23 protein-coding genes are annotated in these 21,652 nt (G+C 56.8%); 2 read left to right on the top strand and 21 right to left on the bottom strand.

Annotated elements, in window-relative coordinates; translation table 11 throughout:
- Positions 1 to 28: 28 nt before the first annotated feature.
- The 6 genes from G463_RS0104015 to G463_RS0104045 all read right to left on the bottom strand — a co-directional run bounded on the left by G463_RS0104015 (position 29) and on the right by G463_RS0104045 (position 5,482).
- Positions 29 to 1,294 carry a competence/damage-inducible protein A gene (locus G463_RS0104015; RefSeq protein ID WP_026974138.1) on the bottom strand — a complete coding sequence of 422 codons (1,266 nt, stop codon included), beginning with the start codon at positions 1,292 to 1,294 and terminating at the stop codon, positions 29 to 31.
- Positions 1,295 to 1,330: 36 nt separating this feature from the next.
- Positions 1,331 to 1,909: a CDP-diacylglycerol--glycerol-3-phosphate 3-phosphatidyltransferase gene (gene pgsA / locus G463_RS0104020; RefSeq protein ID WP_026974139.1), complete on the bottom strand. Its 579-nt coding sequence runs from the start codon at positions 1,907 to 1,909 to the stop codon at positions 1,331 to 1,333.
- A gap of 166 nt (positions 1,910 to 2,075) precedes the next feature.
- On the bottom strand, positions 2,076 to 2,570 hold the full coding sequence (locus G463_RS0104030; RefSeq protein WP_026974140.1) for a YajQ family cyclic di-GMP-binding protein: 495 nt from the start codon (positions 2,568 to 2,570) through the stop codon (positions 2,076 to 2,078).
- Positions 2,571 to 2,624: 54 nt separating this feature from the next.
- Positions 2,625 to 3,581, bottom strand: coding sequence for a helix-turn-helix domain-containing protein (locus tag G463_RS0104035; RefSeq protein ID WP_026974141.1), 957 nt, complete (start codon positions 3,579 to 3,581; stop codon positions 2,625 to 2,627).
- A gap of 44 nt (positions 3,582 to 3,625) precedes the next feature.
- Positions 3,626 to 4,420 (bottom strand): DUF3388 domain-containing protein, encoded by a 795-nt coding sequence (locus G463_RS0104040; protein ID WP_035485637.1) that lies wholly within the window; start codon positions 4,418 to 4,420, stop codon positions 3,626 to 3,628.
- A 45-nt stretch (positions 4,421 to 4,465) separates the two neighbouring features.
- Positions 4,466 to 5,482 carry a hypothetical protein gene (locus G463_RS0104045; RefSeq protein ID WP_026974143.1) on the bottom strand — a complete coding sequence of 339 codons (1,017 nt, stop codon included), beginning with the start codon at positions 5,480 to 5,482 and terminating at the stop codon, positions 4,466 to 4,468.
- Positions 5,483 to 5,634: 152 nt separating this feature from the next.
- Here G463_RS0104045 and G463_RS0104050 point away from each other — a divergent pair, with 152 nt between their 5' ends.
- The gene (locus G463_RS0104050) at positions 5,635 to 5,976 is read left to right on the top strand and encodes a hypothetical protein (protein ID WP_026974144.1); all 342 of its coding nucleotides are present in this window, start codon (positions 5,635 to 5,637) and stop codon (positions 5,974 to 5,976) included.
- 61 nt (positions 5,977 to 6,037) lie between these two features.
- Here G463_RS0104050 and G463_RS0104055 read toward each other — a convergent pair whose 3' ends face one another.
- The 11 genes from G463_RS0104055 to G463_RS23975 all read right to left on the bottom strand — a co-directional run bounded on the left by G463_RS0104055 (position 6,038) and on the right by G463_RS23975 (position 17,717).
- Complete coding sequence (locus tag G463_RS0104055; protein ID WP_026974145.1) at positions 6,038 to 6,625, bottom strand: hypothetical protein; 588 nt, start codon at positions 6,623 to 6,625, stop codon at positions 6,038 to 6,040.
- Between the two features lie 52 nt (positions 6,626 to 6,677).
- Complete coding sequence (locus G463_RS18670) at positions 6,678 to 9,122, bottom strand: DNA translocase FtsK (protein ID WP_051321908.1); 2,445 nt, start codon at positions 9,120 to 9,122, stop codon at positions 6,678 to 6,680.
- A 116-nt stretch (positions 9,123 to 9,238) separates the two neighbouring features.
- Positions 9,239 to 9,472 (bottom strand): YlzJ-like family protein, encoded by a 234-nt coding sequence (locus tag G463_RS0104065; protein ID WP_026974146.1) that lies wholly within the window; start codon positions 9,470 to 9,472, stop codon positions 9,239 to 9,241.
- A complete protein-coding gene (locus tag G463_RS18675; RefSeq protein WP_035485602.1) occupies positions 9,469 to 10,248 on the bottom strand; it encodes a ClpP family protease in 780 nt (259 codons plus the stop codon). Before G463_RS18675 ends, G463_RS0104065 begins: the two co-directional genes overlap by 4 nt.
- Positions 10,249 to 10,345: 97 nt before the next feature.
- On the bottom strand, positions 10,346 to 12,001 hold the full coding sequence (locus G463_RS0104075; RefSeq protein WP_026974147.1) for a ribonuclease J: 1,656 nt from the start codon (positions 11,999 to 12,001) through the stop codon (positions 10,346 to 10,348).
- Positions 12,002 to 12,313: 312 nt separating this feature from the next.
- Positions 12,314 to 13,192, bottom strand: coding sequence for a 4-hydroxy-tetrahydrodipicolinate synthase (dapA, locus tag G463_RS0104080; protein ID WP_026974148.1), 879 nt, complete (start codon positions 13,190 to 13,192; stop codon positions 12,314 to 12,316).
- Positions 13,193 to 13,195: 3 nt separating this feature from the next.
- Positions 13,196 to 14,419 (bottom strand): aspartate kinase, encoded by a 1,224-nt coding sequence (gene dapG / locus G463_RS0104085; protein ID WP_026974149.1) that lies wholly within the window; start codon positions 14,417 to 14,419, stop codon positions 13,196 to 13,198.
- Between the two features lie 53 nt (positions 14,420 to 14,472).
- Entirely contained in the window at positions 14,473 to 15,495 is a 1,023-nt protein-coding gene (locus G463_RS0104090) for an aspartate-semialdehyde dehydrogenase (protein WP_026974150.1), read from the bottom strand.
- Positions 15,496 to 15,529: 34 nt separating this feature from the next.
- On the bottom strand, positions 15,530 to 16,102 hold the full coding sequence (locus tag G463_RS0104095) for a dipicolinate synthase subunit B (protein ID WP_026974151.1): 573 nt from the start codon (positions 16,100 to 16,102) through the stop codon (positions 15,530 to 15,532).
- Positions 16,103 to 16,353: 251 nt separating this feature from the next.
- Positions 16,354 to 16,896: a transposase gene (locus tag G463_RS23970; RefSeq protein ID WP_425387048.1), complete on the bottom strand. Its 543-nt coding sequence runs from the start codon at positions 16,894 to 16,896 to the stop codon at positions 16,354 to 16,356.
- A gap of 26 nt (positions 16,897 to 16,922) precedes the next feature.
- The gene (locus G463_RS23975; RefSeq protein ID WP_425387049.1) at positions 16,923 to 17,717 is read right to left on the bottom strand and encodes a transposase; all 795 of its coding nucleotides are present in this window, start codon (positions 17,715 to 17,717) and stop codon (positions 16,923 to 16,925) included.
- 50 nt (positions 17,718 to 17,767) lie between these two features.
- Between G463_RS23975 and G463_RS23980 the strand changes: the two genes are divergently transcribed.
- Positions 17,768 to 18,052: a LysR family transcriptional regulator substrate-binding protein gene (locus G463_RS23980; protein WP_425387051.1), complete on the top strand. Its 285-nt coding sequence runs from the start codon at positions 17,768 to 17,770 to the stop codon at positions 18,050 to 18,052.
- Here the strand turns inward: G463_RS23980 and G463_RS0104105 are convergent.
- From G463_RS0104105 to G463_RS18685, 4 genes are all read right to left on the bottom strand, one after another.
- Positions 18,039 to 18,329 carry an AbrB/MazE/SpoVT family DNA-binding domain-containing protein gene (locus tag G463_RS0104105; RefSeq protein ID WP_026974152.1) on the bottom strand — a complete coding sequence of 97 codons (291 nt, stop codon included), beginning with the start codon at positions 18,327 to 18,329 and terminating at the stop codon, positions 18,039 to 18,041. The genes G463_RS23980 and G463_RS0104105 overlap by 14 nt on opposite strands.
- A gap of 405 nt (positions 18,330 to 18,734) precedes the next feature.
- Positions 18,735 to 19,706 (bottom strand): globin-coupled sensor protein, encoded by a 972-nt coding sequence (locus G463_RS23780; protein WP_026974153.1) that lies wholly within the window; start codon positions 19,704 to 19,706, stop codon positions 18,735 to 18,737.
- Positions 19,707 to 19,777: 71 nt separating this feature from the next.
- Positions 19,778 to 20,821 carry a protein-glutamate methylesterase/protein-glutamine glutaminase gene (locus G463_RS0104115; protein ID WP_026974154.1) on the bottom strand — a complete coding sequence of 348 codons (1,044 nt, stop codon included), beginning with the start codon at positions 20,819 to 20,821 and terminating at the stop codon, positions 19,778 to 19,780.
- A complete protein-coding gene (locus G463_RS18685; RefSeq protein WP_051321909.1) occupies positions 20,793 to 21,632 on the bottom strand; it encodes a CheR family methyltransferase in 840 nt (279 codons plus the stop codon). Before G463_RS18685 ends, G463_RS0104115 begins: the two co-directional genes overlap by 29 nt.
- Between the last annotated feature and the right edge of the window lie 20 nt (positions 21,633 to 21,652).

The raw sequence follows: 21,652 nt of genomic DNA on the forward strand, positions 1-21,652 counted from the left end.
GAACTCATGATGCAGCGTGAACCGGCGATTATGCATGGTCCGCCGCATCCTGACTCAAAACCTTCACCAATTGCCAGAGCGCATTTTTGCTCGACCGAATCCGAATCTGCTCGCGCGATCCGCGGAACAAACCGCGCTCCACCACCGAACCCGTTGGCCCAGCCACGGCGATGTACACCAAACCCACCGGTTTATCCGGCGTGCCTCCATTCGGCCCCGCAATGCCCGTGGTGGCCAGGCCGTACGTCGAGCCAAGCCGTTGGCGAACGCCTTCTGCCATCTCCTTCGCCGTCTCCGCAGACACCGCCCCGTGTTCTCGAAGCGTTTCTGGAGAGACGCCGAGGACTTCCATTTTCACCGCATTCTCATAGGCGACCACGCCGCCCTTCCAAACTGCGGACACCCCGGGGACTTCCGCCATCATGGCGTTGACCATGCCCCCCGTGCAGCTCTCCGCCACCGCCACCGTCGCCCCGCAGGCCTGAAGCCCTCGATAGGCGGCCACAGGAAGCGTGTCCTCATCCGTTCCATAAATGAACGACCCCAGGCGGCGGCGAATTTCCGATTCCATCGCACGAACCAATCCCTCGGCCTCACCGACGGACGGCGCATTCGCGGTGATGCGTAGCAGCATCTCCCCTTCTCCGGCCAATGGAGCCAGCGTCGGATTGCTGCTTTGCATCAGATCGTGAAGCTGTTCATCGACGTGAGATTCACCAATGCCGCAGAAGTGAAGAATCCGGGAAATCAGCACCTGTGGAGATGGAAACAAGCGCAACAATCGGGGAAGCACTTCATTTTTCAGCATCGGCTTCATTTCCAGCGGCGGCCCGGGCAGCAGGAAGTAATGCACTCCCTCATGTGCCACGTACTGGCCGGGTGCCGTTCCATTCGGATTCGGCAATATCTCCGCTCCCTGAATGCGCATGGCCTGCCGTCGATTCTCCTCCGGCATGGTCCGCGACCGGCTCCGAAAGAACGATTCCACCATCGCCAGCGCCTCTGGATCCAGTGTCAACGGCAATCCGAGGTGCTTGGCCACCGCATCCCGCGTCAAGTCGTCATTCGTGGGGCCGATGCCGCCCGTCAAAATCACGACATTCGACCGCTCGGAGGCCTGTTTCAAGACTTGCACGATGCGTTCCAGGTTGTCTCCCACCGCGTGGTGATGATAGAGAAACAGGCCGTGTTCGGCCAACATCCTGGAAACGGACTGCGCATGCGAATTCAGAATCTGCCCAAGCAGTATCTCCGTACCAACCGCAATGTGTTCCGCAATACATCTCTGGTTCAATGACCCCGCCCCATTCTCATGGAGTCGACTCACAGGCTACCCAACATTCTCAATCACGCGTTTGTTCTTGACGAAGTAGTCAATCCCTGAAACGACAGTGGCGACAACCATCACGTACACCATCAGCGTGTCAAAAGGGAAACCAACGTAAGAAAACGGAAAATTGTTGATAATCAGAGCGACCATCGTAACAATCTGCGACGCCGTCTTCCATTTCGCCAGCCGGCTCGCTGCAATGACGAGTCCCTCGCCAGCGGCGACCAGCCGCAGACCCGTGACGGCGAACTCGCGGCTGATGATGAGAATCGCCACCCACGCGGACAGGCGCTGCATCTCCACCAGACTGATGAGCACAGCAGAAATCAACAATTTATCCGCGAGGGGATCTAAAAGCTTTCCGAACGTGGTCACCATCTTACGCTTTCTCGCGATGTATCCGTCCAGTCCATCCGTGCTCGCGGCCAGGATGAACACGAGCGCAGCTATCATCTCGCTCCCCGTGGTGGTTCGGTGATTGATGGTCACAGTCCAGAAATCAAACCGAACCAGGAGCAGGAAAATCACCACTGGCACTAAAAAGATTCTGGCTATCGTAATCCGGTTAGCCAGATTCAATCAAAACACTCCCCATCCCGCTGCTCAATTCATTGCTGTTCGACTGGTCTACAGCCGCCGATGCACTGTACGCATCAGGAACCAATCTTCGCCACAATACAGTATAGCCCAGCGTCAGGAAGTCTGTCAAAACAGCTTCCCGCACCGGGCCTCACCTCCATCCGACCTATCCGCGATAATTCGTAAACTGCAGCGGCACATCCAGGTCTGCCTCCCGCAGCATCTGGATCACCGCCTGCAGGTCGTCGCGGCTCTTTCCCGTCACCCTGACCTGGTCGCCCTGGATGCTGGCCTGCACCTTCAGCTTCGTGTCCTTAATCAGCTTCGTGATTTTCTTGGCCGTATCCTGGTCAATGCCCTGCTGGAGCGTGACCACCTGTCGCACCGTGCCGCCCGAGGCCGGTTCAATCTTCCCCATTTTCAGGGCTTTCAACGAGATGCCCCGTTTCACACACTTGGTCTGCAACACATCCGTCAGGGCAGCCAGTTTGTACTCGTCGTCAGAGACGAGGACGAGCGTTTCTCCGTCGAACCGGATGTCGCTCTTGCTGCCCTTGAAGTCGAAGCGGGTCTGAATCTCCTTCAGGGTCTGATTCACCGCATTGTCCACTTCTTGCAATTCAACCTTTGACACAATGTCAAAGGATGCGTCCTTGGCCATTACGAACGTTTCTCCTTTCTCCCGATGGTGTATCGCCGAAGTCCGTGCATCGATTCACTGCGCCTGTCCTTTGGTGACGGTCACATAGATCGGGCTGTTTGTATTTGGCAATGACAGCGACTGGCCGTTCACCGTCAAACGAACCCCAGGCGGAAACCCGAGGCGGATGCGCACGGTTTGATTCCCGGTCCATGTCCGCTGCGCTGGTGGATTCAGCGTCTCGCTCGGATCGACCAACTTTTGATCCACCCACGTCTGCAGCCAACAGCTCTGCGTGTCCTGAAGCTGAACGGTCAACGGATCCGCGGTGGCGACCACGAACGTCTGCTCACCCCCGGAGAAGGTCTGCGACACCACCTGAAGCTTCGACGCAGGTGATGTGCTCCCCGGCGCATTCCCCGTTTGGTTGCCTGGATTCGACGTGTTCCCCGGCGCGTTTGTCGCGTTGGACGAAGACGACGCATTGGAAGCGCCGGAATGAACCGTGTCCGTTTGATTCAACGTGGATAAACCCGCGTTATCCGAATGTCCCTTGCCGGGTCCGCCAATCAACCACCAGGCCGCGCCAACCACGGCGAGAATGGCGACAACGGCTGCCGTCTCTCCCCAGTAGGTCTTGCCCCGGCCTGCGCTCCGTTCACCCAGACGCACGGAAGTCGGTCGTTCCAGACGCGTGGGCTTGGTTGCCGTACGGCTCGGCTTTACACGCTGCGGCGTCGGATCCGCTTCCTGCACCGGCTCGGGCGTCGGCTGCGAACCTTCCTCCACACCGTCGGCTTCGCCCGCCGTACCTATGTATTGTTCCAACAGTTGTTTTCCGTCGAGACCCACCGCCTCCGCATAGCTGCGCACAAACCCCCGCGCGTAGACATCACCGGGCAACAAGTCCCAGTCTCCGTCTTCCAGAGCAATCAGGTAGCGCTTGCGAATCTTCGTTTTCTCCTGCAGTTCATCCAGCGTGATATTCAACTGTTCGCGGCGATTCCGCAAAACCCTTCCCAACTCTTTCACGCAGTAAACCCTCCTCTGGCCGCCACGCCAGTCCGGATCGGCCGCTATTCCTCATGCCACCTGGCCGCCTCCTGTTCATACACTTCATATTGAATCGCCTCGTCAGGATCCCGGCGCAGTTCAATCAGCAGATCAAACAACTGCCAGCCAAAATGGGAATGTTTTACAAAAATATCCGGGTGCTCAATGACGACCGGTGCCGGCAGGCGCAACACCTCATCCACCAGCATCAGATGCCGCTCATCTCCGCGCAGCGTTGATACCGCGCCGTCGATGATGTACACCAACTCGTTGGACTCAAGCTGTTCCCGCCGAAGTTCTCGTATTATCGTTTGCTTCAACAGGGTTGAAGATACAAACGTCCAGCGCTTGTTGGCGTAAACGCTGGCGGCCACAATCGATTCGGTCTTGCCCACGCGCGGTTGCCCTCGCATGCCAATCACCTGTCTCCCCGGCCGCTTCAACAATTCCCCGAGAAAGTCGACGAGAATGCCCAGTTCGTCGCGAACAAAGCGATAGGTGCGCGTCTCGGTGTCACTGCGCTCGATGAACTTGCCATGCCGGACCGCGACCCGGTCGCGCAAGGACGGACGGCGCAGCGCCGTCAGCTCGATATCCTCCAACAACGCCACCATGGAGCGCAACAAGTCCACGGATTCCGGCCGCTCGGTCCGCAGCAAAAAGCCGCGTCCCGTCTCGGAAACACCGCCGAGTTGAAGAATATTGAATCCGAGCATGCCTAACAGCGACGCCACATCGCCCAACAACCCGGGCCGGTCTTTCCGGATGCGATACTCGAAGTAGATGTCTGCAGGGTCCCCCTGCAGCCACTGCTGCATTTTCGACATGCTGGTCCCGACTCCTCCCTTGCCGCACGGCAACGGTTATGTGGCCAATCCCGCGACGGCGCTCCATGCCGTCCGGATAGGCGACGGTACATTCGACCAGGCTGTTGTGACATTGATAGCGTTGTTCGCCAAGGAGGACGCCATCCCCTGCCAGCTCGATTGGACCTGTGGCGAAAGAACACCCGTAGAAACCTGCAGCAGTTGGTCAGGCGTGGCGGAAACCACGCCCGGCTTCCACGTGTGATTCGCGAATGCCAACAAGTCCTCGACCGCCGCCTGCACATCGGGCATCGCCGGCTGTGTGCTGATCCCGGATACGCCGGGTTGAGGTACGAGCGACAGGAGCACGGCGCGCGCCGCGGACAGGGTCGACGCTTCCGCAGCACTCAGCACGTGATTGGTGATGACAATGGGTGGCACGGGCCCGCTCGCGCTCTGGGACGGCGCGGATGCGTTCACCGCCTGCAGTTGCACGTTCGGAGCGGCCGCGTACAACCCACCGAGCGTCGCTTGCTCCGCCGACGCCGGCACGCCGCTTGGTCCCGACAGCCAACCGACCACTGGCGCCGAGGTCGTCCATCCGGCGCTTTCCAGGGTACCTGCCAACCACCCCGTGCCGTAGCCGGTGATGGCCTCATCCGGTACGCGTTGCCGGAAGTTCGCTAAGTTCCCCAGCTGACGATTGCCCGCTGTGGACAACCATTCAAACATCACCTGCGGATGCTGCTGGACCATGGTTGCAAAAGCGTTGTCCGGCAAGTCTGCCGAGGCCACCATCACCAGCCCCACGCCGGTGCTCCGAATGGCTTGCGCAACCTCCTGTTCGAGCTGCCCAGACGTGCAGAACTTCACCTGCACATTGAGGCCGGACGCCGATTCCAGCGTCTGCACGGCGTCAGCGGTCCAACCCGGTGGATTGCCAACCACCAATACTTCCGCAGACGACTTCTGGACGGTCGGCTTCATGGCCGACAGGTCCGGCGCACCACAGCCCACCACAGCCACGCAACTGAACGCGGAACAGAGTGCCAGCCAGTGAAACGGACGATGCATGACTGTACCTTCCTCCACAGAGCCAATCCCAACAGGCGACCGCACAGAACCCGGCGCCTGTCGTTCCCGACTCATTGTACCATTTTTGGTTCGACATCTCTTGCCTTTCAAGAACAATGTACGGATAATATGGGTGAGAGGTGGGGAGTCTCATGCCAAGTACGGGTGGCGAACACCTGTCCGTTGCAAAAGCGCTGTACCAATTGGATTTCTACCTTCGGACGCTGAACATGCCGCTGACGGTTGTAGATCTGTATGAACGGGCATATAAGACGCGCCGGGGAGACCATTACGACGACCGCTGGGTCGTGTGCTTGCATGAGAATCCGGATGTCGCGGCTTCCATTGAAGAGCCGTTTACGACGCAGACCATCATCGAGACCCTCATGCGGACCGGTCACGAACCCATTGTCCGTGCGTTGATGAAGGAAGTTCGGAAGCGCAAAATCGTATTCACGCAGGCATACATGATTGGATTGCCAAAAAAACCTTGATTCTTGGCCAAACATAAATAGGGGGCGCGGCAGCGCCCCTTTTGTTGTGTGCCCCAATCCTTTACGGTGCGGAATTGTCCAACAGGGATTGATACCAACAATCTTCGGGCCCCTCGATGTCGCTGGACGCCTGGGTGGCCAGCAGGTCCGTGAACTGGGCGGGTTCCGCTGTGCTGACCGCCGCACCCAGTTTCGCGTAAGCGTCCCTGCCCAAACCGGCGCCAGCCACAACGCGGCCATCCTGCAGGATGTACAGGTGGGCATCATCCACTGCCACGCCGCTTTGATAGACATTTTCAAAGAACGTCTGAACATCGTGTTCCACCATCGCGTCGGTCTGTCCCGTCGCGCCGTCCAGCGCCAACTCCACAGTGCCGCTGACCGTGTAATGGTTTGGCGCATCCGCGGGCAATACCACCCATTCCTGTAAATCGGACAATTGATTGAGATGCGACTTCAAGTCGGCCAACACCGAATCGGGTACGTCGGCATCCGAAATCGGAGGCGCGGATTGCGCCGCACCCAATCCCGCGGCGCTGGTCGGCTGCAGGTTTAGACTGGCCGCGCAGGCGGTGAAGGCGGCCCCGCACACGATGATGGCGGACATCAACACTTTGCGCGGATCGAAAAACGGGCTGGCCATCGACATTTCGGACACCTCCAGCGCTTGTCCTTACATCTGTATGTCGATGGCCGCCCGATTAGTCTCCGTCGTTCGCCACAGTCCCACCCGGCGCGTACTTTCTGCGCAGCTCCTGCCACTGCGCCGCCGTGATCAAAACCTCGCGCGGTTTGCTGCCTTCAAACGGCCCCACCAGCCCCTCCTGCTCCATTTGGTCGATGATTCTGGCCGCTCTCGAGTATCCCACGCGAAACCGACGCTGGACCATGGACACGGACGCCTGCCCCGCTTCCACCACCAGGTCCACCGCGTCCGCGAACAGGGCGTCCACTTCCTGATGCTGCACCGCAGCCTCGGCCGTCTCTTCCAGGTGGTTGAGGTCCACGGTATATACCACGTTTTGTTGTTGCTTGACATAGTCCACCAGTGCCTCAATTTCCTGTTCGGACACGAACGCCCCCTGGACGCGCACCGGTTTGGATGCGCCCACCGGCAGATACAACATATCGCCGCGGCCCAGGAGCTTTTCCGCCCCCCCGCCGTCGAGGATGGTCCGAGAATCCGCCATCGAGGACACAGCAAACGCAATGCGGCTGGGAATGTTGGCCTTGATGACGCCGGTGATAACATCCACCGACGGGCGCTGCGTCGCCACAATCAGATGGATGCCTGCCGCGCGCGCCATCTGCGCAATCCGGCAAATGGCGTCTTCCACATCCCCCGGCGCAACCATCATGAGGTCCGCCAACTCGTCCACAATCACCACGATGTACGGCAGCGGATCGAGTCCGTCCCCTTGCACCAACTGATTGTACCGCTCAATGTCGCGCGCCCCTCGCTCCGCGAACTGGCGGTAGCGCGTCTCCATTTCCTCCACAATTTTCTTCAGTGCGAACGCCGCTTTGCGCGGATCCGTCACCACAGGCGCCAACAGATGGGGGATCCCGTTGTATCCGCTCAACTCCACCATTTTTGGGTCAATCATCAAAAACTTCACTTCGTGCGGTTTCGCCTTCATCAAGATGGAGGCAATCATCCCATTGATGCACACGCTCTTGCCCGATCCGGTCGCGCCCGCGACCAACAGGTGAGGCATTTTCTGCAGATTGCCGACGATGGCGGCCCCGGATATGTCCCGTCCGAGCGCCAGCGTCAAGCGACTGGCTTCACGCTGGAATTCGGTCGACTCAAATACCTCCCGCAGCGTGACCACGGCAATCTCTTCGTTCGGGACCTCAATCCCCACCACCGGTTTGCCGGGTACCGGCGCCTCAATCCGAATGTCTCGCGCAGCCAGCGCCAACGCGATGTCATCGGTCAAATTGACGATGCGCGACACCTTCACCCCAGTCGCCGGTTGCACCTCGTACCGCGTGACGGCCGGCCCGCGGCTGATTTCCAGCACCTTCGCCTGTACACCGAAGCTCTCCAGCGTCGCCTCCAACTTGCGCGCGTTTTCCTGGATAGCTTTCTGCGAAAATCCGCCGGATCCGGCGGGTGGCAGAGAAAACATCCGCAGCGGTGGCAGTTGGTAATTCTCATCCCGCACCGGCGCCCCCACCGGATAGGCGTCGGCCTTTTGGGTGGGGCGCGGCGACGGACTCAATTCCGATTTCTGTTCCGGGAACTTCACGGTGATGGTGCGCCCCGATTGTTCCATGCGCGGCAAGGTGCCTTCCTTTTCCTCCACATCCTGTTTCTCGCGGAGTTTTGCGGTGAAGTCATGAACCACCGGCGGCTGGTCACCGTCCACATCCCACGGCAGCGCTCCCGCTTCCAGCGCCGATTCCGTCGTTTCGGGCGCCCCCGTCTGCTTCTGTCCGCGACGCGATCGGTTCGATTGTTGCCGCCCCTTCTCGGCAGGAAGTTTGCCTTTCTGTTCTTCCGTACCGAACAGCAGGGACGCATACTGCCGACTTCCTTTCCACAGGCCCGTCAAGCGGGCTTCCATCCACTTCGTGCCTCGCTGCACCACGGCCACCACCGAAACTTCCAGCAGCAGCGCCAAACCGATGATCGCGCACACCGGTAGCACGACGCGGATACCGATCCCCGCGAACAGGTAGTGAAACACCGAAAAAACCGCACAGCCCACCAGTCCGCCGCCGGCTTCCGGAGGGCCTCCACCGGTGGCGTGGCCATTGAGCACATCATTGCGCAATTCAATGATGGCTGTCCACGTGGCGTGCCACAGCGGCACCGGCTGGCCAGGTTCTGTGTATTGTGCGATGTCCGCGTAAAACCCCTGATGAATATACGTCAGCCACGTGATGAACAGGATCAACATCCCCATGTGGCGACTCGTCCACGGAAAAGAAGTGCGCCGCACCATAATGTAAATCCCGGCATAGCCGGTGAAAATGGGCAGCAAAAAACTCCAACTACCGGCCAGGAAGATGAAGATCACATCGAGATTTCGCCCGACCACGCCGAGACGGCCCAACGTCAATATGCTCATCGTCAGGATAATCAATCCAACCAATTCAAAGTAGAAGATGTTCTGCTGTTGCTTCTTTTTTCCCATGCTCTTCCTCCGCGTTGCCGCGCAGCCGTGCGCCGTCTTATGAAACAATTCGTGTCTGAACGGATCATTCCTGCAATAAAGAAGGGCCGGCGCTCAGCCGGCCCACGACTCCGATATCATCCGCGTTGCCCGGATGGCAGTTGAATCAGGCACCCCGGCTGCCACTCCGGTTTCAGGTAATGCTTGGGGTTTCCGCTGATGACGCGTTCAATCCGTGCCATTCCACCTTCCACCGGTTCCACGACCATGGTGGCCCCTTCCAGCGTCACCTCACGAAACCGGGACGGCCGATCGGACGCCGCGTCCATGAACACCCACTCCGACGGAATCACCGACCACAACAGTGTCATTGGACCGCTTCCTTTCCGCCCTCCGGCTTTGCCACCCGTTTGGCGTCCACCAGCTGCCGCAGTTTGGCCATTGCCTGCCCGAGTCCGCCCACTTCGTCAATCAATCCGTATTTCACCGCGTCCCGCCCGACGACCGTGCTGCCGATATCGCGGGCCATCTCTCCCGTGTTCAGCATGAGGCGGCGAAACACCTCTTCGCTGATGCGCGAATGTTCCACCACAAAGCGCGTCACCCGTTCCTGCATGCGCTCCAAATACTCGAAGGACTGGGGTACGCCAATCACCATGCCGGTCAGTCGAATTGGGTGAATAGTCATGGAGGCCGTTTCGGCAATGAAGCTGTAGTCGGCGCTGACGGCGATGGGTACGCCGATGGAGTGGCCTCCGCCGAGGACGATGGAGACGGTCGGTTTGCTGAGGCTCGCGACCATTTCGGCGATGGCGAGTCCCGCTTCCACATCTCCCCCCACCGTGTTCAACACCAGCAACAATCCCTCAATGGCGTCGTTTTGCTCCACGGCGACCAACTGCGGAATCACGTGCTCGTACTTGGTCGTCTTGTTCTGTGGCGGCAGGACCAGATGCCCTTCCACCTGTCCAATGATGGTCAGACAATAAATGCTCGAATCCGCTTCGACTGGATTGGTCTGCCCCAACGATTCAACGTTTCGAACGATGGCTCCTTCCGACGGTTCCGCCGTTTCCGAAGCCGCCGCCCGCGGGGCCGTCCCTCCCGTACTCCGCAACACCGCATTGATGCGATCCCGCATGTCCAACTCCCAACGACTCCTTCCCTCACATCCGGATGTTGGGTAGTATGGACGTTCACTGTGCGGACATACAGAAAAGCGGTCCGCCCATGGGCGGACCGGCTCACGCCTCCATGATGATGGGCAGAATCATCGGACGCCGTCGAGTCTGTTCATACAGGAAACGGCCGAGCGTGTCCCGCACCGCGGTCTTCAAGGAAGACCACTCGCTGATGTTATCGGACACCAGCTTGGTGAGCGTCGACTCCACCAATTTGGTCGCCTCGTCCAGCAACGCCTCCGATTCCCGCACGTACACGAAACCGCGCGAGATGATGTCGGGTCCGGACAAAATGTTGCCCGACGTCTTCGACAGCGTGACCACCACAACCAGAATACCATCCTGCGACAGCAGCTTCCGATCGCGCAGCACAATATTGCCCACGTCGCCGACACCCAGTCCGTCAATCATCACGGTACCCGCAGGAATCTTCGATCCGTACCGAGCCGCGCCGTTGTCGAACTCCACAGTGTCCCCGAGATCCAGGATGAAGATGTTTTCTTCCTGAATCCCCACGCTCATGGCCAACTCCGCGTGCACCCGCTGCATCCGGTACTCCCCGTGCACCGGCACGAAATACCGGGGCTTGGTCAGGTTGAGCATCAGCTTCAATTCCTCCTGACTGCCGTGCCCGGACACGTGTACACCGCGGTAGATCACGTGGGCGCCAACGCGGAACAGCTGATCAATGGTCCGAAACACGTACTTTTCGTTTCCAGGAATCGGCGAGCTCGCCAACACCACCGTGTCGCCCGGCATAATCTCAATTTTGCGGTGGGCCGAACGAGCCATCCGCGTCAGCGCTGACATCGGTTCTCCCTGGCTGCCCGTCGACAGAATGACGACTTTCTCCGGCGGCATTTTCGCCACGTCATCCACGTCAATCAGCGTGGATGGCAGCATCTCCAGGTAACCGAGCTGCGACGCAATCTGGATATTGTTGACCATGCTTCGCCCCACCACGGCCACTTTGCGGCCGTGCCGTTCCGCCGATTGGATGACCTGCTGCAGACGGTGAATGTTCGACGCAAACGTCGCCAAAATTACCCGTCCCGGCGCCTGAGCCACAATTTCATCAATCTTTTTCCCCACCACGCGTTCGGACGGCGTGAATCCCTCGCGCTCCGCGTTCGTGCTGTCCGCCACCAGCGCCAACACCCCTCGCTGCCCATACGCTGCGAGTTTGGCCAAGTCCGCCTGGCGCCCGTCCACCGGCGTGTGATCAAATTTGAAGTCCCCCGTGTGAACGACCAATCCTTCCGGCGTATCGATGGCGAAACCACCCGTGTCAGGAATGCTGTGATTCACATAAAAGAATGAGACCTCAAACGCACCCACGCGAACCGATGTATTGCCGTCGAGCGTGATCAGTTTGGTCGAGTCCAACAGACCGTGCTCGCGAAGCTTGTTTTCCACCAAGCCCAGCGTCAGGCGCGTGCCGTACACGGGAACCTGCAGACTTTTCAGCACGTACGGCAAGCCGCCGATGTGGTCTTCGTGCCCGTGCGTGAGAAAGATTCCGCGCACTTTATCACGGTTGTCCAACAGATACGTGATATCGGGAATCACCGCGTCAATGCCCAGCATTTCTTCCTCTGGAAATTTGAGACCGGCATCAACCACAATGATGTCGTCGCCATAGCGATACGCGGTCATGTTCTTGCCAATTTCACCGACACCGCCAAGGGGAATGATGATGAGTTTTGGATGTTTAGCCAAAGTTGCACCTCCATTGCATAAAAAGAGCACCTTGCGAATTTTACATAAATTGTAAATTCAAGAATACACACGAATTCTGTGTCCCGCTATCCGACCAGTTGTTCGAACTGCGCCCGCATGAGTCCGTCCGCTCGATACGCAGATCTGTCCTGGTCATCACGCGTTCGAGTGATGATGTTGGTTCTTTGAAATTCAAAGCCGCACCAGTCACTTTGACACCATTATACCCAGCCCCGCTCCATCACACAACCGAAGAATGCAAAAAGGGCCGGGGTTGCCTCCCCGACCCAACTCGTTTCCCGAGACCGGTGCTTACAATTTGCCCAAGCGCTGTAGTTCCGTGCGCAGTTCGTCGACCACCGACTGCGGCGCAGCCACCAAAGGCAGGCGCAATCCACCGCTGGGCAGTCCGAGTAATTCCATGGCAGCCTTCAGCGGCGCCGGACTCGACACCCGGAACAGCGCCTCAAAGATAGGCAGCAGCCCCAGCGCCCATCGCTGGGCCTCCGCCATCCGTCCGCTCACAAACGCGTCCATCATGTTCCGCATTTCCGGCCCCACCACGTGCGAGGCAACGCTGACCACGCCGTACGCGCCGAGAGCCATCATGGGCAATGTGAACTTATCGTCACCGCTGTACACCAACAGGTCGTCCGGCTTGTTCGCCATCAGGCGCAGGATGTGCGTAAAATCGCCACTGGCCTCTTTCACCGATACTACGTTCGGCAGCTCGGCCAACCGCAAAAGCGTCGGAACCTCAATGTTCACCGCGCTGCGAGGCGGAATGTTGTAAATCATGATGGGCAGGGACACCGCTTCGGCAACCGCCGCAAAATGGGCGTACAGTCCGTCCTGCGTCGGCCGGTTGTAGTACGGAGCCACCAGCAGCAGCCCATGCACGCCAAGCTGCTCCGCTTCCTTCGACAACCGGATGGATTCGGCCGTGTTGTTGCCCCCGGTTCCCGCAATCACCGGCACCCGCCCCGCCGCGAATTCCAGCGTTTTCTCGAATAACAGCAGCTTTTCCTCGTGAGTGAGCGTCGGCGATTCGCCGGTCGTTCCGCAGACCACAAGCGCCGTGGTCCCTGTGTCAATCAGGTGGTTCACCAAACGCTCCAGCCCCGCAATATCCACGCTGCCATCGGCCGCAAACGGCGTGGCCATGGCCGTCACCAAACGTCCAAAATCCATCGTTCATTCCCCTTGTTCGTCGTCGGTTTGATCCAGACCAAAGGTGTGGTGAAGCGCCCGCACCGCAACCTGCATTTGCTCACGGCGCACCAAGCACCAAATGGTGGTGTGGGAATCCGCCGTCTGCAGAATCTCCACTCCCTGTTCCGTCAGTGCCCCGACGATGCGTGCCATGATGCCGGGAACGCCCGCGATTCCCGCGCCGACCACCGCGACCTTGGCGCAGTTCGGCACCACCATCGGCTGCACGCCGAGGCCTGCCAATGTCTCTACCGCTCGCCCTGCATCCGCGTCGGACACCGTATACGCAATTCGATCCGGCGATACCGAAATGATGTCCACACTGATTTCCCGATCCGCCATGGCGCGGAATACTTCATACGCCCCGACCGACGGTCGGTCCAGCACCAACTGGGTGATGCCCACCGTGTGCGCTACGCCGGTCACAAACCGATCCGTGACCGCGTGACTCTCCAGCACTTGGGCGTGGTTTGTGATCAGCGTTCCCTCGTCCGTGGATTCGGTGTGCCGAACGCGGATGGGAATATTTTTCTGCATCGCGATTTCGACGGCGCGCGGATGAATAACTTTCGCACCGGAATAGGCGAAATTGCAGGCTTCCGCATAGGTCACGCGCTGCAGACGGCGCGCTTCCGCGACCACCCGCGGATCGGCCGTCATCACCCCTTCCACGTCGGTGAAGATGTCGACAAACTCCGCCTCAAGCGCCACACCGAGCGCGGTCGCCGTGGTATCGCTGCCACCGCGGCCCAAGGTCGTCACATCTCCGTCCGCCGTGACGCCCTGGAATCCGGTCACCACCACCACCTGTCCCGCACGAAGCCCATCCAGAATGCGCTGTGGTCGAATGCGCAGAATTCTGGCGTTGCCGAATTGATGATCCGTCTCAATCCCGGCCTGCGCTCCGTTGAGGACCAGCACATCATGTCCGCGGGCGCGCAGTGTACTGGCAAACACCACGGACGAGATGGCCTCGCCGCACGACATCAAGATATCCAGTTCGCGCCGATCCACGGGATCGTCCGCTTCAATCAAACTGAGCAGGGTGTCCGTGGCATACGGATCGCCTTTCCGGCCCATGGCCGAAACCACCACCACCACGGCGTAGCCCTTGTTGAGCGCATCCTCAACTTGCGCCACCGCCGCCAGCCGGCGCTCCCGTGTGGCAACGGAGGTACCACCAAACTTCTGTACGAGGATTTTCAACGACTGCACCTTATCACGCACCGAGGGTTCCACCAGTTCGCCCAACTGCGCCATCATCGCTCCACCCCAGCCAGCAATTCGGCAATTTGAACCGCATTCCAAGCGGCGCCCTTGAGCAAGTTGTCCGCCACCACAAACATCAGCACCGTCCGAGGATCCGCCAGGTCCTGTCGAATCCGTCCGACGAACGTATCGCCCGTTCCCTCCGCCATTTTCGGATGCGGAAACACGGCCGCGGCCGGATCGTCCACCACAACCACCCCAGGCGCACTGCGGAGCCGTTCGCGCACCTGTTCAGCAGACACCTCGGACCGGAACTGCACCGCCACCGTCTCGGAGTGTCCGTAGATGACCGGCACGCGGACTGCGGTCGGGCTCACCCGCAGATTGGGAAGATCCAGGATTTTGCGTGATTCATTGACAAGCTTCATTTCCTCTTTGGTATATCCGTTGTCCAAAAAGACATCGCACTGCGGGAGGACATTGAACGCCATCGGATAGCGGCTTTCCTGGCTGGTCGTGGGGAACACGGTGGTTTCCGCTGCGCCGCTCACTTCCTTGTGCAGCGCATCGATGGCTTTTTGCCCCATGCCGCTGACCGCCTGGTAGGTGGATACGGAGACGTGCTCAATGCCGAACTCCACCAGCGGTTTGAGAGCAACCACCAGCTGGATGGTGGAACAGTTCGGATTCGCAATGATCCCGCGGTGGCGGAACGCGGCATCCGAATTCACCTCCGGGACAACCAGAGGAACGTCGGTCTCCAGACGGAAGGCGCTGCTGTTGTCAATGACCACAGCCCCCTGCCGCACCGCCAGCGGCGCGAACTGCTGGCTGGCCGACGCGCCAGCGCTGAACAGGGCGATGTCCATGCCGACGAACGCCGCTTCCTCCGCAGCCTGGACGGTGTACGCACGTCCGCGGAAGGTCAGTTCCTCGCCCGCAGAACGGGGGGAGGCGAGCAGACGTAACTCGCCGACCGGAAAATTCCTGCGTTCCAGTGTATGGAGCATTGCGCGTCCGACAGCACCGGTCGCGCCGAGTATGGCGACATTGTAGCGATCCTTTTTCGTCATGCCAATTCTCCTTTGTCTTCAATCCATCAAGAAGTCATGGGCGCTCCTCCCGCCAACGCTCAATCAACACGGGCTGCAGCTGCCGTTTCTCCAGCGCGGCCTCGCACGTTTCCGGAATGAGCCGCATCAAGGACACCAATGAGTTCATTTTAACATGCGGTGCATCTTGCCCAAACGGTACGAAGAAGATATTTTTCATATTCATCAATTTTGCGATGTTGTAGAGATTCAACCCCAGCCCATCGTTGGTAGAAATCGCAATGACCACCGGACGGTCGTTGCGCAGTGTGGCCTTAGCGGCCATTAACACCGGCGAATCGGTCGCCGCGTTGGCCAGTCGGCTGAGCGAGTTTCCGGTGCAGGGAGCGATGACGAGACAGTCGAGCCGTTTCGACGGACCCAACGGCTCTGCCTCAGGCAGCGAGGTGATGGCGGGATTGCCGGTCACCTGCTCAATTTTCGTCGCCCATTCTCCGGCTTCGCCAAACCGTGTGCTCACCTGCATCACGGTATTGGAAAAGATGGGAACAACGTCCACACCCAGTGCCACCAAGCGCTTCACCTCTGGATAAACTTCAACGTTTCCCGCAAAAGTTAGAACGCGAATAGAGACCCCTGCTCACGTCAGCATAGGGGTCTCCTCGCGCAGTGCAATGCGGCCTGAACGGTGCATTCGTCACAGCCTTTCCTGCCTTGTAGGAACTACCCGGTCTTACGTTCGGCGGGTGGTGAAGTGTGATTCGCCCTAGGTGTGTGTCCGAGTATCGATGGATCCTTGAACCGATAAAGGCCAAAATCACTCGATTATTGTTCTTTGACACCAAGCAGGTCCGTCTAAGCTAGTCTTGGGTGCCTGGTTCACACCGTAGCCCACTTCGGCGTTCCGTATCGGAACAACTTCAGCAGGTTGTGGCACATGGCTACCAACGACCATTCGCCTTCGACTTTGGTGAGACCTCGAAGGGAGAAGTGGTCGAACTTTCGGCAATGCTTGATTTGCCCGTGCGGCGTTTCAACGATGACCTTTCGTCTGGCGTAGATGGCATGTCCCTTCTTCGTCCTCAGCTTTCGAGCCATTCGTTCCTTGACGCCGTAGTGACTCGGTATCCGACCTCTGACCGCGATTGGCATGGCGTTGTGTGGCTGTCGCCCGGTTGCAATGTATGGGTCGATGCCTTCTGATTCCAGCCAGGTGATGTCATCCTGCTTGAAATATCCGGCGTCACAGGAAAGCCGCTTGGGTTTCTTGCCAATGTTCTCTTCGACCATCCGCATCATGTTTCGAAGATGACCTGCATCCGTCGGGCTGTTCGTGACCTTCGTTGCAACGATGATTTGGTATGCTTCATCGACGACTGACTGAACATTGTATCCCTGGATGAACCCATTCGCCGTCTTCATGATTCTGGACTCTGGGTCTGTGAAGTTCATCTGTGCCTTGTCTGCCGGTAGATCCTTTGGTTGCTTGCGTGACGCCCACGCCGCTTGCCGCCAGGACCCTTACCATCCGGGTCATCCTTGTTATCCTTTGACTCTTGTTCCGCTTGTTCTTTGGCACGTTTTTCAAGAGTGGCCATGGCCTCCTGGATCTTCTTCAGGCGGGGCTCCCGCCGAGTAAGCTCAACAAGCAACTCGTCACCACGGGTGGAACCGTACCGACGGTCTTCGCGCTCGTCCACATGCTCCACCTGACGCAGAAGGTCACGGATTTCCTTGCGCAGCTTCTCGCTGTCTTGCTTCATCCGCCCGTAGCTCATGGCCTTATGCTTGGAGGCGTTTGCTTTGATCTTGGTCCCGTCCAGCGCGATATGTCCGAGTTTGACCATGCCGGACTCAGAGCAGATATGCAGCACCTGAAGGAACAGGTTTTCGAATGCCACCAGATGACGTTTGCGAAAATCACTGATGGTGCGAAAGTCAGGGAATTGGTTGGCTGACAGCATCCGATATGCCACATTCTCTTGACAAGCCTTCGCGATCTTGCGCGATGAGTAGGTGCCTGTGGAGTACGCGTAAATGAGCACCTTGAGCAACATGGTCGGATGGTACGGCGGAAAGCCTCTGAGCTCTCGCTCGTACACGGATAAAATCGCGGAGATATCTAAACTGTCGACGATGTCGTCGATGAAGTGGACTAAGTGATCCTCAGGCAACCATTCGTCCAGAGAAGGTGGCAGCAGCATGCTCTGGTTCGGGTCGTAGAGACGAAACTTTTTGGTCATCTCGAAGCCTCCATAAATGAGCTACAGGAAACTTCAACAGCGATCCTTTTATTACCTTTTGGAAAACCGGGGATTACTCGGACACACACCTAGCCCCACGCGTGGTGTGTGAGAGCACCGACATCATGACACTGTTGAGCCTGGCAGAGTCCGGTGTCGGGGTCACGATTGTGCCTGTATCCGCGATGAATCTTCGTACGAGTACTGCCCTGCAGTTTCGGAAAATCGTTGAACCCTCTTTCGAATCAACGGTTGCTGTAGTATGGTTGCGCAACCGAATCCTGTCCACACCGGCTCGCAAATTTATCGAAATGTGTGAATTCAGCGTCTTATGACAGAAACGCGTAGCCGATCCACTGCATTTGCGAAGGTATACATATTATTGATGTCTTCCCTGCAGGACCTGCATACCCATTTCTCGCGAAAGCGCGTCATTTCTCCAGGAAACCCGCAGAACACACATGATGGAACATATCGATTGATGATGAGCTGATCGCCATCCACATAGAATTCAAGCGGTTCGCTGTGAGTGATGCCAAGTCGGCGTCGAATACCGACGGGGATTACCAAGCGGCCCAAAGCATCTAAGTCTTTGATTTCATACCGTTCCATTTCCACTTTCCTCCTTCGTGAGGATTGTGGCACGAGATTATGAGCGTGGTCAATAACGCAGAGGAGAATTTGAGGACTTCTTCAAAAGAAGTTGGAATATGGGATCAATCCCACGCCCGGTATATCGGCCATCGGCGGTCGCTGTGCTCCAAGTCGAACGCCGAGCCATCCGTATTTCTTCGCTTTAAAAAATCATCCCCTTCACACACAGTCTGACACTTCACCCTGTGTGAAGAGGAACGTAGTAAGTCCATTCCAGGCGGCCTCTTGATTCTGACAATTCCGAGTCAGTCGTGCCCCGGAACTGTCAGAATCTCTACAAGTTTTGGCCAACCTATAAGGACATGACTTTGCCAAGGCACCAAATTGGGTGGGAGCTCGCTTTTCGTGACGGCTTTACTTCGATTATGCCTTCAGCCTGATTGCCTCGTTCTCTAAAGCTGACATGAGAGCGGCTAACTCCTGCGCAGAGGCTGCCTGCTGCTCCGAGATTGCCATTGCACCTTCCACCTGCTGATGGATGGTATTGATTCTTTCCCTTACCCTCGTTACCGCCTGCTTGATATTGTCGGATGATCTCTTGGCTCGTTCCGCTAATTTACGAACCTCGTTTGCGACGACCGTGAACCCCAATCCACTGCTCCCAGCTCGAGCCGCTTCAATGGCGGCGTTTATACCGAGAATATTGGTCTGTGCGGCGACATTCATGACAAACTCGCTGAGTTCGTCAATGGTTCGACTATCAGCGGTCAATTCGTTCACTGACTGAACAACAGCCTCCTGGGTTGCAGCCAACTCCGTCGCTGATGTAGCGAAATCACTAGCGATTGCACTAACTTGGTTGACAGATTCCAAAAGTGACTGAGACGCTTCTTGCATATTCCTTTTGTATACTTCGTTTGCTTTTAAAATGTCTCCAATGTACTGCTCCAAAATGATTGCAGAGTCAAATAAAAATCGTTGCGAAACCGCCTGATACAGACGATATCCGTCCGTAAGATTCGAACGATCAATATGCTTGGAAATGTGGTGAAGATAAATCGAGTACCCACCAAGGAACCAAACAGCCGAAAGACCAATTTTGGCATGAATCGCTCCGATCTTCTCACGACCGGCGATGTATTCATCGTCAATGTCATTCGAACTTAAGGTCTTGAAGTACCAGATCTGCGTCTTACGCAACCGTTCAATGGTACTGTGCTCGTGAATGATACCTTCAAGATGGTCTACCTGCATGATGTGTTCGTAGAATGCATTTACGATGTCCTCCGCATTCTTATCAAAGAATTCCTTGTTTTCATGAAGTATATCCAAATCATTTTGATCCAGTCCATAGAATTTCAGCAAATCATTCCATCGACCCTGAACGCTAATCATTGACATCACCTATCTTTTCGAATGTATCCCCAGATGACAAAGTGATTTACGAAGGTACAGCGAATTACGACTTAACGAATGAATGTTTGAATATGTTGATAGATTGTAGACAATTCTCCTTGCCGATCCGCATAACCCGCTTCGAACACGACTTTCGGCATTCCGTATACCACGCAGGATTCTTCGGCTTGCACTATGACGTGACCGTAATGCTCTTTTACACTCTTACAGCCTTCAAGACCATCCGAACCCATTCCGGTCAAGATGACTGCTAACAATCGGTCCTTATAGAGCGGCGCAGCGGACGAGAGTGTGACATCGATGCAAGGTTTATACAAAGACTGTATTGGGAGGTCAGTTCGAATTTGCAGTTCGACATGATCCCCGCGTTTGGCCAACAGGGTTTGCGCACCAGCAGGTCCGACGAAAATCGTACCTGGAAGCAGCCGTTGTCCATCTTCAGCCTCCATTACCCTTAAGTCACACATGGTGTTTAACCGATCCGCCAAAGGCTTTGTAAAGCCAGGCGGCATATGTTGGAGCACCAGAATCGGGATAGGAAAATCCGCCGAAAATCTCGGCAAAATCGCTTGTAGGGCGGAAGGCCCACCCGTGGAGCACCCGATAATGAGAAGATCTTTTTTAACGTCTAACGAATCTCGGTCCTCCTCCGATTTAGGGAGAATGGTTTCGGTTAAACTCCGCTTGGGAATATTCGCATGTATCACCGATTTGAGTCTGGCCAAGAAATCTTTGATAATTTGTGGTTCCGGATTCTCCTGTATGAGCGCATTCTTTAGGAAGAAATCGACCGCACCAAGTTCCAACGCCTTAAGCGTGGATTGTGCCCCTGATTCTGTAAAAACACTCAACATAACAACTGGCACAGGACACTCTTTCATAATTTGAGCCAGTGCGGAAATTCCATCCATCTCAGGCATTTCGACATCCATGGTCACAATATGCGGTTTGATTTGTTTCACTTTCTCCAAGGCCTCCAGGCCGTTGCGTGCGATACCAGCAACGAATAGCTCCTGATCACTCTCTATGAGCATACTGATGCTTCTTCGCATAAAAGCGGAGTCATCAACCACCAAAACCCCGTACTTCGGCATCCGGAGAGGCCTCCTTTCGATAGTAAAACGTCGCAGGCGAATGAATGGTCTCGAACCCAAGGCCCATCCCGGTAATCGTCTCCGCATGACCGAGAAATAGGTACCCACCCATATGGAGACGACGGTGAATATTGCTGATGACTTTTTGAATGGTTTTTGTGTCAAAATAAATGAGTACGTTTCTACAGAAAACCACATCAAACATGCCAAGTGGCTTTGTTTCTTCCTCATCTATGAGGTTAACGTGTTGAAACTTCACCATGTCTTTCACGACGTCGTTGACCGTGAATCCGCCGTCGTCTTCAACAAAGTACCGTTTCAATAAAAACTGTGGAATCCGCCGAAATGATAGCGACTGTTTCCCGTACCAGCCCGTTCTCGCTTTTTCCAACATCCGCTTATCAATGTCCGTTCCGACGATTTCTACTTCCTCCGGCAAAAAGAGGCCTGTCTCAAGAATCAGCATCGCCAAAGTATAGGGTTCTTCTCCACTGGAACAGGCGGCGCTCCAGATCCGGATTGGCCTACCGTCCAAATTTTCCTTTATCATTGGAAGAACGGTATTTTGGAATTCAAGCAGTTGACTCTGTTCCCGATAAAAATAGGTCTCATTAATGGTCAGAAGCTCTGCCACAACGTCCCATTCCTCCGGTTGTTGCAAGAGGTAGCCATGATACTCCCAAAAAGATAACCCCAGTTCCTCCACTCGTTTAGCGAGTTTGCTTTCAAGAGCAGACGCGTTGTCTACGTAATTCAGTCCGTAAAACCTATTGATCAGTTCCGCCAATTGGCGCAAGACCAAGTTCTTCATCGGAGACTTCCTCGCATTCC

Source organism: Alicyclobacillus contaminans DSM 17975, assembly GCF_000429525.1.
GTDB classification, from domain to species: domain Bacteria; phylum Bacillota; class Bacilli; order Alicyclobacillales; family Alicyclobacillaceae; genus Alicyclobacillus_A; species Alicyclobacillus_A contaminans.

What these genes read in the sequence shown, in the direction of transcription:
- G463_RS0104045 (WP_026974143.1), bottom strand. Translation starts at nt 5,482, where the DNA reads ATGCATCGTCCGTTTCACTGGCTGGCACTCTGTTCCGCGTTCAGTTGC.
- G463_RS0104030 (WP_026974140.1), bottom strand. Translation starts at nt 2,570, where the DNA reads ATGGCCAAGGACGCATCCTTTGACATTGTGTCAAAGGTTGAATTGCAA.
- G463_RS0104065 (WP_026974146.1), bottom strand. Translation starts at nt 9,472, where the DNA reads ATGACACTGTTGTGGTCGGTGATTCCGTCGGAGTGGGTGTTCATGGAC.
- G463_RS0104105 (WP_026974152.1), bottom strand. Translation starts at nt 18,329, where the DNA reads ATGGAACGGTATGAAATCAAAGACTTAGATGCTTTGGGCCGCTTGGTA.
- G463_RS23970 (WP_425387048.1), bottom strand. Translation starts at nt 16,896, where the DNA reads ATGAAGACGGCGAATGGGTTCATCCAGGGATACAATGTTCAGTCAGTC.
- G463_RS23975 (WP_425387049.1), bottom strand. Translation starts at nt 17,717, where the DNA reads ATGACCAAAAAGTTTCGTCTCTACGACCCGAACCAGAGCATGCTGCTG.
- G463_RS23780 (WP_026974153.1), bottom strand. Translation starts at nt 19,706, where the DNA reads ATGATTAGCGTTCAGGGTCGATGGAATGATTTGCTGAAATTCTATGGA.
- G463_RS0104050 (WP_026974144.1), top strand. Translation starts at nt 5,635, where the DNA reads ATGCCAAGTACGGGTGGCGAACACCTGTCCGTTGCAAAAGCGCTGTAC.
- dapA (WP_026974148.1), bottom strand. Translation starts at nt 13,192, where the DNA reads ATGGATTTTGGACGTTTGGTGACGGCCATGGCCACGCCGTTTGCGGCC.
- G463_RS18670 (WP_051321908.1), bottom strand. Translation starts at nt 9,122, where the DNA reads ATGGGAAAAAAGAAGCAACAGCAGAACATCTTCTACTTTGAATTGGTT.
- G463_RS0104040 (WP_035485637.1), bottom strand. Translation starts at nt 4,420, where the DNA reads ATGCAGCAGTGGCTGCAGGGGGACCCTGCAGACATCTACTTCGAGTAT.
- G463_RS0104055 (WP_026974145.1), bottom strand. Translation starts at nt 6,625, where the DNA reads ATGTCGATGGCCAGCCCGTTTTTCGATCCGCGCAAAGTGTTGATGTCC.
- G463_RS0104115 (WP_026974154.1), bottom strand. Translation starts at nt 20,821, where the DNA reads ATGCCGAAGTACGGGGTTTTGGTGGTTGATGACTCCGCTTTTATGCGA.
- G463_RS18685 (WP_051321909.1), bottom strand. Translation starts at nt 21,632, where the DNA reads ATGAAGAACTTGGTCTTGCGCCAATTGGCGGAACTGATCAATAGGTTT.
- G463_RS0104090 (WP_026974150.1), bottom strand. Translation starts at nt 15,495, where the DNA reads ATGACGAAAAAGGATCGCTACAATGTCGCCATACTCGGCGCGACCGGT.